Below are 13,015 nucleotides of genomic sequence, written 5' to 3' on the forward strand. Positions count from 1 at the left end.
AAAAGGATAATCAATAATTACGATATTATTGACTATCCTTTTTTCATATTTGGGGATACAGATTGAATTTTCAATCGTGAATGTTTTAGTTGTTCAACCAGACTCAGCAAAGATGAATTTAATTGATGCATAAACTGCTGATAGCTAAACTCCTTTTTACTGATTTCTTCTAGTTGTAACTCCCAATGTGCAGTCATATCTGGCATTGAGACACTTTCAGGTAATGATAGAATTAAATTTTGACCAATTGGTGTTGAACGTATTGATTTACCTTGTCTGGTCAAAAATTGCCGTTTGAATAAAAGTTCAATTATTCCTGCACGTGTCGCTTCAGTGCCCAACCCATCTGTTTCGCGTAATATTTTTTTTATCTCAGGGTCTTTAACAAATCTTGCTATACCCGTCATTGCTGAAAGTAGAGTTGCATCGGTAAAAGGTCGTGGAGGTTGTGTTTCTTTACTAAGTAACTCTGTATCAATACATTGTACCAATTCGCCTTTTTTAACTAATTTGGTTAATAAGCCATTATTCTCGTTGCTATCTTTATCACTCTCGGCTTGATAGTTCTTACTTCTAAATAAAACTTTCCAACCTTCATCTAACATTTGATTGGCTTTAGAAGTAAACTTACCACCACCAATATCAACATCTATTTGTAATTCGGCATATTTATAAACAGGATAAAATTGTGCCAAATACTGTGTGGCTATCACTTGATATACTGCTTGCTCGTTAGAAGATAAATTATCCATTTTGGTTTTACGTAAAGTTGGAATAATGGCATGGTGTGCTTCAACTTTTTTATCATTCCATGCTTTAGAACGTAGAGTGAAATCAGCATCATTAACCGCAGTTTGCAGTTCTAAACAATTATTCTCGATGGCAGCTTTTACACCATTAATCTGTTTCAAATGCTCTTCTGGTAAAAAACGACAATCTGAACGAGGATAAGTAATTAACTTATGTTTTTCATATAAAGATTGGCAGATATCAAGTACTTCTTGCGCACTTAAACCATTCCTTTTTGCCATTTCAATTTGTAGGGCCGATAAATTAAACGGCATTGGTGGCGCTAATTCTTTCTTTTTGTTACTGACTTTATCAATAATGCCCGACTGATCTTTTATTCGTTGGCAAACATTTTCAGCCAACCGTTTAACCAATACACGACCTTCTTCATCCTGATAAGGTGCACAAGCTTCACTTGGTTGCCATTTGGCTTTAAATATTTCGTTATGTTTGGTTTGCAATATAGCAAATACTTCATAGAATGGTTTAGGAACAAATTGAGTTATCTCTAAATCACGCCTAACGACTAAGCCTAAAATAGGAGTTTGTACTCGGCCAATTGATAAAACGCCTCGATAACCATTACGTTGACCAACCAGAGTACAGACTCGGCTCATATTCATGCCATACAGCCAATCAGCCCTCGCTCGAGCTAATGCCGAGGTGGACAAAGGAATAAAGTCTTGATTACTACGTAACTGTTCAAGTGACTTTTCAACAGCACTGGCATTTAAATCACTAATCAAACAACGCTGGATAGTTTTACGTTTTTCCGGGGTTAGCTGACAATAGTTTAGTACTTCATCCACCAATAACTGCCCTTCTCGATCTGGGTCACCAGCATGAACAATCTGATCTGCAGATTTAATCAAATCCACTAAAATATTGAATTGCTTTTCAGTACTACTTTTAGGCATCAATATCCATTTATCAGGTACTATAGGCAAATCATCAAGTGCCCATTTTTTATATCGTTCATCATATACTTCAGGTGTGGCTTGTTCTAGTAAATGGCCAATACACCAACTAACAATATCACCATTACTGGCTTTTATAAATCCATTCCCTTTTTGATGAGGTTTCGGCAAAACATCAGCAATAGCCCTAGCTAAGCTGGGCTTTTCGGCAATAAATAAGCGAAAAGATTGATTAGATTGCATAATAATTATTATTAATCATAAATTTTAAACGACGTACCCATTATCTGGTTTATTTAAACTATAACTTAATTTGCTAGTAAGCTTAATAGCAGCCTGATTACTTGCATTGCAATAAAATGATATATGATTTAGTAACCAAGCTAAGATCAGCTTTGCTGAACTAATTAGCACTCGCTCCTCGCCTTTCACCTATTCTATAGATTCAACGTCTATTTTCATAATCTCATTATTAGCAAAATAAGATAATATATCTGCAACTATAATTTCATTTGTTAAAATGAGAAGTCTTACGCCAGCATTAACCAATTTTGCATAGAAATTGAGATTGTTACACAACTTTTTAGTCCATTCAAGTCTAAGAATTTGCTGAAAATAATTTAGCAATTAGTTTTAGTTGATAATTTTTTCAGCAATTTTGCATGAATAAAGATTCATCTATTTATAGTAATTAACAGATTTATATGAAAGCTGTAGCCAATTATTTTTTCATCACTATAGTTATAGGTGCTTTCAATTAAATTTTCCATAATTTATTAATTGGAACAATGTTAGTATCATCCTTATTACATCTTTGTGAAATATAACTAATCAGTTAAGGTTTCGGTTTAACATCTACAAAACAAGCAACCAATATTGATTACTACAGAATTATCTTGTAATTTGTTATCTATATAAGCATTGCTTAGATCTCTTTTCATATCAGCGGGTAAAAGTGTTTGTGGTACGCTTGCAAATAACAACTTTATTTTCTGTTTATTCCTAATTTCATGAATATTTACCATTTTTTATTTATTTTAAAAGTCAGTCCCTTTACCACCATTTTTTTAGCTTAAGCCATAAAACAGAAACTATGCTAATCACAATTAATAGTAGAATTAAGCCAATGAAAGACCACTCTTTTTCATTGAAAGGAATACCAGCCAAATTAACCCCAAGTAAACTTGTTATAAATGTAATTGGCGTAAAAATAATGGTAAATAGTGACATTAAATAGATACGCTTATTGGTCGATTCAGCCAAAATACTATTTATTTGCTCCATAACTGAACCAATCCTGATTAGGCAACTATCAATTTCAGAAACATAATGATTTTGTTGATTGGAAATATCATGAAGCCGTTGACGATCATTATCATCAATCCAAGATATTCTTTCGGTGGAAATTTTTACAAAAATATCACGCTGTGGCGAAAGTAGACGACGCAGTATGAAAAGTTGTTTGCGCACCCTACCGATTTCTTTATGGGAAAATATTCGCTGATTTAATAATAAATCTTCTAATTTTATTATTTTATTGTGAACACCATCAAAAGATAAATTCACTTGATCACATATTAATTCTGAAAGTTGTATCAGCCAATCGGCAACATCAACAGGGCCAATACCTTTTTCTAAATTTTCTTTTAATTTAATGATTGCATCTATTTTTTGATGTCTGGTTGAAATGATTAAATTATCGGTGATATAAAAACGAAAAGTAACAATAGGATCAGGTAATTCATTTGGAGTAAAGTTTACCCCTTTCAAGACCACTAAAATACCTGAATCACAACGGATCTCCTTTGGAAATTGATTAGCTTTAATCAACTCATGTTTAACAAGTTCCGGTATTAAATTTGTTTGATTAACCCAATTAATAGTTTCAGTTTTAGCAAAATCCAGATGAATCCAATATGGTTGCTTAGTAGAAGCTTTAGTTTTATCGTTTAAAGGATTTGCTTTTCCTTTACCATCTAATTGGCAACTAAAAACAGGTTGTGCTGCAAGTAGATCTGAAACCAGAATAGAGTTATCACTATTTTCGTTAGTCATCATCAGCCCCATTTATTAAGTTTGCTTAATTATATACTGATTTTGCGTTAAAATGCAGCGAATGATTAGTAATCGATATTTTTTACTATTAAGGATTCAAATAGATTTGCGGTATTGATGATTGGCTAGGATGAACCAAAATACCTAAATCAACCCCATACCAACGTTGAATATTCTCCACTGTCAGTACTTGTGACGGGGCACCTTGTTCAACAATTTTACCTTTATTAAGCAAAATTATTTTATCCGCATATAAGGCTGCTAGATTAAGGTCATGTAAAACACAACAAACGGCTAATTTTTGTTTAACTGCTAATTGCTTTAATAATCGTAATGTATGTTGTTGATGATAGAGATCGAGAGCTGATGTAGGTTCATCTAAAAACAATAATTTTTCACTAGGTTCCGGTTGCCATAATTGTGCTAAAACTCTGGCTAATTGTACCCTTTGTTGTTCTCCGCCAGATAATCCTCGGTAATCACGTTCAGCAAATTGCAAACAATCTGTTTGTGACATAACTTCATCAATTGCTTCATTAAAATGGACTTTACCATAAGGGGCTCGCCCCATAGCAATAACTTCTTTTACCTTGAATGGAAAAGTAAGTTGGCTTTGTTGCAGCATCACTGTTCTTGTTTTAGCCAATTGTTTCTGAGGCCATTGGGACAAGGGACGGTCAAGTAAATAGCATTCACCAGAAGATGGTTTTTGATAACCAGTTAATAGGCGTAACAAGGTTGATTTACCTGCACCATTAGGGCCAATAATAATAACAATTTCACCAGATTTTATCGATAAAGAAACATCGTCAATTATCATACGGCTGCTATAAGCAAATGTCAGATTTTTAGCAATTAACACTATAAAGTTCCACCAATTATTTATGTCTTAAAATAAGCCAAAGAAAATATGGACCACCAATAAGGCTCGTTAAGAGACCAACAGGAATTTCTGTCGGGGCAACTAGCGTCCTAGCTAAGGTATCTGCTAACAAAAGTAAACAGGCTCCACCTAATGCAGATCCAGGAATTAACCATTTATGATTTGCTCCAATTTGTAAACGAATCATATGCGGAACAACTAGACCAACAAAAGCAATGATGCCACTTACCGCAACTGATGTACCAATTAACACAGCACAAAGAAGTAAAAGATAGCGTTTAGTGCGTTCAACATTAATGCCTAAATAATGGGCATCTTCATCACCTAATTGTAATATGTTAAGCTGGTGAGCTAGCTTAATTAAGCACAATAATGCTGGAAAAATTAACGATAGCGACACAATCACCAGATCCCATGAACCTTTACCTAAATGGCCCATTGACCATAAAGAAATTTGTCTTAGTTGAGATTCATCGCTGATATAACTCAAGCCGCCCATTACTGCCCCAATGATGGCATTAATAGCAACACCGAGTAAAATCATTTTAGCTAGATTACATTGTTCATTAAGGCTATAAAGATAAATAAGTGCACAAATAAATAAGCTACCAGCAAATGCTGCAACCATTTTGCCGTAAAGCATCATAATTGGCGGGAAAACAGCAGGAAATAAAATTGTCATACCAACCATTAAACTTGCTCCACTACTAATACCTAACAAACCAGGATCAGCTAAAGGATTTCTAAATAACCCTTGCATCACAGCTCCTGCGCTTGCTAATGCCATACCAACAATTATCGCTAAAATAATTCTTGGAAGGCGAATATTGCACCAGATATTCCATAAAGGATCATCAAATGGCAAATTCATTAGTTGTGTAAATGATAATTTTAATGCTCCTGTGTTTGCAGAATAGATCATTAAAATTAATAGCAAAATAAATAATCCCAATAATAATATTGCTTGGCTAGATTTGCGCACCAATTAACCTCATATATTTAATACTAATAATTTACTGTTAGATTTGGGTCGACAACACTATATATACAGTTATCAAATTGTTGATTAGCAATTTTATCAATGATTATTCTGGCTAATTCTTTTCGATATACAAAGCCATGAACTTCTTGAGCGGTATAGCACTGACCTTTACCGGTTATCTCGCCATCACGCAAACCACCAGGTCTTAAAATCACATAATTTAATAAACTTGTTTGTAACCAAACTTCAGCTAGTGATTTTTCCCGGACAGCATAACCAAAAGCTTGTTTAGCACGTAGGGATAGTGTTATCCATGAGTCGCCACAACCAAGTGAAGTGACTAAAAGCATCTGTTTAACACCAGCTTGTTCAGCACAATCGATAATAATACGTTGAGCAATATAATTCCCCGTTTCACCACCTAGCGTTGAAATAATAATAGCTTCAGGCCCTGCTTGCTGACAGATCTTTTTAACTAGTTCTTTATCGGTTGCATCACCAACATGAGTTTCAATACCTTGTTCCGCTAATTGTTTAGCAAATAAAGCATCTCGAACTAATACAATACAACGCCACTGAGGATGGCATTGTTTTACTAATTGAGATACTTGATAGCCAGTACCCAGATGTGCGCTTACACCAAAAATAATTAATGTTTTCATTTGTATAATTCTTAAAATTAATTGATTTTTTCGGCTAATGCTCGGAATTTTTCAAGTTGATCTGCTTTTAATTGGTGTTTTTCATCACGACCGACAAAAATTTTAAACATTGATTGACCTAAATGATTAAGGAAAATTATCGATGCTGTCGACATTTTCATAAATTTTCGTTCGATAAACGCAATATGTAGACAATGTTCCGCTTTGATATGACCACTTAAGCCTTTTTGATGACGTAAATTAAAATATTTTTGACTATGCGTTCCAGGGGGCAGTTCTCCAGAAATCTCGGCAATAATATCCCCAGTATGAATTAAAAATAATACGTCACCCCAAGTTGTTACCTCCTCCCAAATCATATCAAAATTGCTACCATCAACAATTTTAACATCAGGTATTGCTTGGATTACTTGTGTAAGTGTCACTTTATAATCTTGCGCGATTTTTTCTAATAATTCTTCTGGATTTGATTGCATATAAGTTGCAAGATTATTTAAAACAGTTGGTTTATCTGCCATAGTAATTTCCTTTAATCATTTGTTTTTTAAATGGATATTTTGCATATGAGGATGAGCTTTAGCTACACCATTACTTTTTTGCATGGTTTGTCTAGCTTGTGCCATTTGTTTTTGTAATTCGAGATGTTCAGGATTATTAAGTTGTAATAACAGTTGCTGTAAGGCTTGTAATAGATTACTCGACCAAAATCGTCCCGATAAGGTAAGTCGTAAACAGTGATCTTCATTTTGTAATAGCCCTACTTCATGCCATTGTTTGATTAGTGGATCAAACAATTCTGCACGATCGGTTAACTGAGTTAAATCAATTCGGCCTTTCTCGATGCCAGCTTGTAACTTATGTAACCAATCGCCAAGTAATGGTTTATCTGTTAACATCATTATTGGTTTCTTACCTTGGTCTAATAATGCATAATACTGATTTAAATCACGATGGATCATATAGGATTGACCATTTAATTTACCACCAGCACAAGAACCAAATCCAAAAAAATGTGAGCCTTGCTTTATGAAAAAATTATATAAATTGCGCTCACGACTGGTTTTAGCCCAATGAGCATTAGTTAAATGTGTCCAGCCTTGTTTAGCTAAATACTCGGCACCTTGATGGTAAAAACCACATTTATCAATAACCGATGGTAATTCAATTCTTCTATTTTCAACCCCTTTCGCTAAAGGAGTAGTTGGCAAAAGATTTAAAGAATAAAGATCAACGCCATCAAGCGGAAGTTGATCGGCAATTGCTAAATCTCTTTGCCATGTAGCCGTTGTTTGATTAGGTAAACCAAACATTAAATCACAAACTAGTGCCACACTATCTCGTGAAGCAATGTTTTCGAAACGTTGAATAATCTCCTTTTCCGATGATTGGCGCCCTAATTTTTGTCTAATTTCAGTATTAAATGTTTGTACACCTATCGAAAAACGATTAGCTCCAGACTCAATATAACTATCAATTTTTTCATCATCAAAATCAGAAATTCGACCTTCTACGGTAATCTCACAATCAGGCGCTAAAGGGGCATGTTGTTTAAAATAACTAATTACTCGAGCTAATTGTCCAGTCGCCAATGCTGAAGGTGTTCCACCACCAAAATAAATAGCATGAATTGGGGCCGACTGCATTGCTTTACTATTGATTTCTAAAGATATTTCCTGTAGTAAATAGTCTATATAAGTTTTGGTATCAAACTTACGTAATGGATTTTGATAAAAACCACAAAACTGGCAATGAATATCACAAAAAGGAATATGTAGATAAATTAACCTTTTTTTGCCAGCTAAATTTGAATTTAGTAGGTTATTCCATTGTTGCTCTAATTCTGGAGGCGGAACAGGTAAACTGGCTTGTAATGGCATTACAGCCCAACGATCTTTAAAGGGTAAAACTGAATTTAAAGCGTAATAGGCACTTACATCAAATGATTTCATAACTTCCATTCATAAAAATAATCTTGCAGAATTAAATAATAATTATTCTCATTTATCAATATTTTTTTCATTATTTATTTATTTGTTATGTAATATGAATTTGCTATTTATTTGAATAATAAAATTATTTTAGCTTTAGTTCCTATTTTTTAAAAACTTCTTATAAATTATTATTAATACATATTGATAATGATTATCATTTTCAATATATTGATTGGTCTATTTGTAAACTTTTTAATGAGAAAATACAGAATGAAAAAGAAATTTATGGCAAATATTTTATTATTCATATTCATTTTTAGTGTACATAACTTTACTAATTTCAGTTATGCAAATGAGAGAATTGTTATCGCTGGTGGCGCACTGACTGAAATTGTGTTTGCTCTAGGTGCTGGTGATCAGGTTGTCGGTGTTGATAGCACCAGTCACTTTCCTCAAACAGTAAAACAACTTCCTCAAATTGGTTATTTAAAATTACTAAATATTGAGTCAATACTATATCTTAATCCCTCACTAGTTATTAGTTTCAATGATACTGAAACCGATAATATTCTTCAGCAAATAACCCAAGCAAAAGTTGCTGTTCTAGCGTTGAAACGTGTACCAGCCACAATTGATTTACTTTATGAAAATATTAATAAGATTGCCGTAAAATTGGATAAACAAGAAAAAGGCCAAGAACTAATCAATCAAATCAAAAAGAATCTTTCTAATATCCAAACTCAAATAGCGACGCAACCACATAAAATAAAAGTGTTGTGTATCATGAATATGGGGGGAAGCATTTTGATTGCAGGAAAAAATACGACTACAGACGCTTTAATCACTATTGCTGGTGGTGAAAATCTTGCTACTCATAATAGTGTTAAAACTTATACAACTGAATCCTTAATTGCTATGAATCCAGAGGCTATTATTTTAACCACACATTCAATCAATGAATTAGGTGGTTTAGATAAAATCAATACTATTCCTGGTATTTCAGAGACAGAGGCATTTAAAAATAATCGAATTATCATTATTGATGATAGCTATTTGTTCGGCATTGGCCCAAGAGTAGATGATGCAGTAAAAATACTCTTTCAAGGTTTTTACCCTCAATAAATTTTTAGAATAACTATTTTTATATTTTTTATTAATATTTTTATCATTTGAAGCAATAAATGAGCGTTCTTGTTATTTATTACATTATCGATTAAAGGACTAGAATGTTAAATTTTAAATTTTTAAAAAATACCAGTTCATTAGCAATAGGTTTAACCTTAGCGTTACCTGCTATTGCTGCTGATAAACCTAATGAGCAAAACGATATTGATACTATTACCGTTACCGCTCATGAAGCAACGAAAAAACCCGGAACAAATACCGAAATTTCAGAGCAAGATATTCGCCGTGATGGTGGGACTAATTTTGGCACCATTATGCGTTATCAACCGCTGATATCAGCATCTGGTAGTATTTCCGGCTCAAGTAGTGGTAAAAGCAGTTGGGATCGTGGTGGATTTACTGGTTATAATATTCGCGGTTTAGATGCTAACCGTGTTTCAATCGATATTGATGGTATGCCATTACCTATTGCCCAAGGTCGAGTTAATGGTGTTGGTCGGGCAGGATTTGGTTCTTATGGTATTGGACGAGATTATATTGATACTTATATGTATAATAAAGTTGATATCCAATCAGGCGCAACCTCGGTAAGTAACGCTAACAATGCTTTAGGAGGCTCCGTATCATTTCAAACTAAAACCGCCAGTTATTATCTTTATCCAGGAAAAACCAGCTATTTCGGTTTTCAAAACAACTATGACAGTGCCGACCGAAGTTATCACCAAGGTTTAACCATGGCTGGTGGTGATGAGTATCTCAATGGTATTTTAGTATTAAGCCGACGCGATGGGCAACAAACGCGTAATCATGGCGATTCAATCAGTAGCTATCCGGAAAATTGGCATTCTAATTCAATCTTAGCTGGTTTTGGTTGGCAAATGACCAATGAACATTTAATCAACACCACTGTTGATTACAATAATAAAACCAAAAACGCTCATTATGATACTTGGGATAGATATGGTAAAAAAGTTGAATCATTTGATAAACAAAGAAGCAAAAACAATCGTTTCAATCTTGCAATTAAAGATCAATGGAAACCGACAAATATCAGTTGGATTGATAGTTTAACCACACAGTTGAATTATCAACAAACCCATGTCTATGACAGTACCGACCTCCGTCATAAAACTAGAGGTAATTTTAATACCCAAACGAACTACAATACCAAAGCTTATAACTTTATTACCACTTTAATCAAAAGTTATGATAATCAACGCATTAGTGCTGGTTTAAATGGTAAATGGAGTGAAGATGAATCACCATTTTTTACATCGGCTGAATCAGAAAATATCATTATTCTTCCCGATGGTCCATATAGTAAACCACAAGCCGATAGTCGTAGTTATCAACTCGGTGGCTTCTTCGAAGATCGAATAAACTTTAATGTTAATGATAGTAATAATTTTTATTTAGTTCCTGGTGTCAGAGCCATTTACCAAAATACTAAACCGCGTAATCTTGAAAATATGTCAGTGACGAATATTAATAGCAATCGGTTAGGTAAACAATACAATAGTAACAGCGATTTTAAAGTATTGCCTTCGATGTCATTTATGTATGATATTACCCCTGATTTTACTGCCTATTTGCAATATCAACGTGCAGCACAAATGCCAAATCAGAATCAACTTTATGGCTCTTATTTAGCCCATAGCAGTATTGCTTTATTAGTTGGTGATTCAAATCTTAAAACCGAAACTAGTGACAACTTTGAATTAGGTTTAAAAGGGCAACCTGTATCAGGTGTGACACTTTCATCATCAGCTTTTTATAATAAATATAAAAATTTCATCGCCTATACTCGCTATAAAAAAGATTTTTTAGGCATTGGTAACCGTATTGTTTATCAAGCAGAGAACCGTGATAAAGCTTATATTTATGGAGCTGAACTAAGCAGTGAATTCAATATCGGAAAATGGATTGAACCGGTTAATGGTTTAAGTGCCAGATTCGCAATTGGTTATAACCAAGGCAAATCAAAATCGAGTTATTTAGGGGATAAATATATTGAAATGGATTCTATTGCTCCAATAAAAAGCATTATCGGCTTAGCATGGGATGATCCAAATAAGTTTTATGGTATAGCAATTACGGCAACTTTCCAAAAAGGCAAAAAAAAGGAAGCTACATCTCGTGAAACTTATAACAATGAAGGTAAACCTATCCCTAATTCCAAAGATGATTACTTTAGAATTGCTGGTCATGGTATTGTCGATTTAACAGGTTATATCAATATTACCAAAAATGTGAAACTAAATGGTGGGATCTACAATCTTACTGATCAAAAATATTGGGATTATCTAAGTAATAATAAATTATATAGTACATCAGATCATAAATACCTAGATATGTTTACTGCACCAAGTCGTACTTTCCAATTAGGTTTAAATATTGATTTTTAATCTTAAAAAATAATCACTCCACCGATAATTGGTGGAGTTGATAAAAATAGTTTTTTTCAGAAAAAAATAACAACTAAAATTCATTATTAATTATCATCAAATGATGACTTAACCTGCATTTATAGCTGTAATTGTTGATTATTTAGCTAATAATTGGGAGTATTTGAAAAAATTTTTTCAATTTTATTTTTATAATTTATTGATTATAAATTTATTATTTATTTAAAAAAAAGTTTATTTTTATTCTTAAATTTGCTTTTTTTTGCCCTGCTACAGCAAATCCCTATAGATTTTATGTTGATAATGGTTATCATTTTCACTATATTATCCAGTCTAATTTTTAAGCCATGGTAGGTACATAAATCATGAAAAAGAAGTTTATGGGAAAATTGGTGCTATTTTTGCTAATTTTCAGTATTAATAGCTTTATTAATGTTTGTTCAGCTAGTCAAAGAATCGTTATTGCCGGCGGCGCCCTTACTGAAATTGTGTTTGCTCTGGGTGCTGGTGATCAGGTTGTCGGCGTAGATAAAACAAGTAGTTTTCCTGAAAAAGTTAAACAATTGCCACAAATTGGTTATTGGAAATTATTAAACATTGAAGGCATTTTATCGTTAAAACCATCACTGTTTATCACGTTAAATGATGTTGAACCTGAAAATATTATTGATCAAGTTAATCAGTCAAAAGTAGATGTTCTAGCGTTGAAACGTGTACCAGGGACAATTGAATTACTTTACGAAAATATTAATAAAATTGCAGTTAAATTAGATAAACAAAAAGAAGGTCAAGTGCTCATCAATCAAATCAGGACGAATCTTGCTGACCTAGAAACGAAAATTACTACACACCCACAAAAAACTAAGGTTTTAGCTTTAATGAGCATGGGAGGAACTAACTCAGTAGCAGGGAAAAACACAACTATTGATGCATTAATTACCATTGCTGGTGGTGAAAATCTTGCTAATCATAATAGCTTTAAAAGTTATACTGCCGAATCATTAATTACTCTTAATCCGGAAGTCATCATATTGAATAAACATTCAATTGATCAACTAGGCGGACTAGATAAAGTTAATACTATTCCAGGTATTATTGAAACTGCAGCGTTTAAAAATAATCGAATTACCATTATTGATGATAGCTATTTGTTCGGCATTGGCCCACGAGTTGATGAAGCAGCCAAAATACTTTTCCAAAGTTTTTATCCACAATAAGTTATTTTAAAGAATTTAATAAAATTTTTAATAATTGAAGCAATAGATG

At 33.2% G+C, this 13,015-nt stretch carries 11 protein-coding genes; 3 read left to right on the forward strand and 8 right to left on the reverse strand.

From position 1 onward, the window contains the following. Nucleotides 1-32 precede the first annotated feature (32 nt). From H3S74_RS09520 to hutW, 8 genes are all read right to left on the reverse strand, one after another. Nucleotides 33-1,949, reverse strand: a complete 1,917-nt coding sequence (locus tag H3S74_RS09520; protein WP_110447708.1) for a DNA topoisomerase III — start codon at nt 1,947-1,949, stop codon at nt 33-35. A gap of 189 nt (nt 1,950-2,138) precedes the next feature. After that, nucleotides 2,139-2,333, reverse strand: a complete 195-nt coding sequence (locus H3S74_RS12715; RefSeq protein WP_110447707.1) for a GNAT family N-acetyltransferase — start codon at nt 2,331-2,333, stop codon at nt 2,139-2,141. 426 nt (nt 2,334-2,759) lie between these two features. Then, nucleotides 2,760-3,761 (reverse strand): zinc transporter ZntB, encoded by a 1,002-nt coding sequence (gene zntB / locus H3S74_RS09530; RefSeq protein ID WP_181414658.1) that lies wholly within the window; start codon nt 3,759-3,761, stop codon nt 2,760-2,762. A gap of 88 nt (nt 3,762-3,849) precedes the next feature. Then, the gene (locus tag H3S74_RS09535; RefSeq protein ID WP_370547596.1) at nt 3,850-4,626 is read right to left on the reverse strand and encodes a heme ABC transporter ATP-binding protein; all 777 of its coding nucleotides are present in this window, start codon (nt 4,624-4,626) and stop codon (nt 3,850-3,852) included. A 13-nt stretch (nt 4,627-4,639) separates the two neighbouring features. Then, the gene (locus H3S74_RS09540; RefSeq protein ID WP_294883886.1) at nt 4,640-5,626 is read right to left on the reverse strand and encodes an iron ABC transporter permease; all 987 of its coding nucleotides are present in this window, start codon (nt 5,624-5,626) and stop codon (nt 4,640-4,642) included. Between the two features lie 23 nt (nt 5,627-5,649). Continuing rightward, nucleotides 5,650-6,288: an NAD(P)H-binding protein gene (locus H3S74_RS09545; RefSeq protein ID WP_198247755.1), complete on the reverse strand. Its 639-nt coding sequence runs from the start codon at nt 6,286-6,288 to the stop codon at nt 5,650-5,652. Nucleotides 6,289-6,305: 17 nt separating this feature from the next. After that, nucleotides 6,306-6,806: a heme utilization cystosolic carrier protein HutX gene (hutX, locus tag H3S74_RS09550; RefSeq protein WP_110447703.1), complete on the reverse strand. Its 501-nt coding sequence runs from the start codon at nt 6,804-6,806 to the stop codon at nt 6,306-6,308. A gap of 15 nt (nt 6,807-6,821) precedes the next feature. Beyond that, complete coding sequence (gene hutW, locus H3S74_RS09555) at nt 6,822-8,237, reverse strand: heme anaerobic degradation radical SAM methyltransferase ChuW/HutW (protein ID WP_198247756.1); 1,416 nt, start codon at nt 8,235-8,237, stop codon at nt 6,822-6,824. A gap of 252 nt (nt 8,238-8,489) precedes the next feature. Here hutW and H3S74_RS09560 point away from each other — a divergent pair, with 252 nt between their 5' ends. The 3 genes from H3S74_RS09560 to H3S74_RS09570 all read left to right on the forward strand — a co-directional run bounded on the left by H3S74_RS09560 (nt 8,490) and on the right by H3S74_RS09570 (nt 12,966). Further along, entirely contained in the window at nt 8,490-9,341 is an 852-nt protein-coding gene (locus tag H3S74_RS09560; RefSeq protein WP_198247757.1) for a hemin ABC transporter substrate-binding protein, read from the forward strand. A gap of 104 nt (nt 9,342-9,445) precedes the next feature. Then, entirely contained in the window at nt 9,446-11,749 is a 2,304-nt protein-coding gene (locus H3S74_RS09565) for a TonB-dependent receptor domain-containing protein (RefSeq protein WP_198247758.1), read from the forward strand. 365 nt (nt 11,750-12,114) lie between these two features. Continuing rightward, on the forward strand, nt 12,115-12,966 hold the full coding sequence (locus H3S74_RS09570; protein ID WP_110447700.1) for a hemin ABC transporter substrate-binding protein: 852 nt from the start codon (nt 12,115-12,117) through the stop codon (nt 12,964-12,966). Nucleotides 12,967-13,015 lie beyond the last annotated feature (49 nt).

The sequence above is a fragment of the Gilliamella sp. W8126 genome, from assembly GCF_016102185.1.
In the GTDB taxonomy this organism is placed as follows: Bacteria; Pseudomonadota; Gammaproteobacteria; order Enterobacterales; family Orbaceae; genus Gilliamella; species Gilliamella apis_A.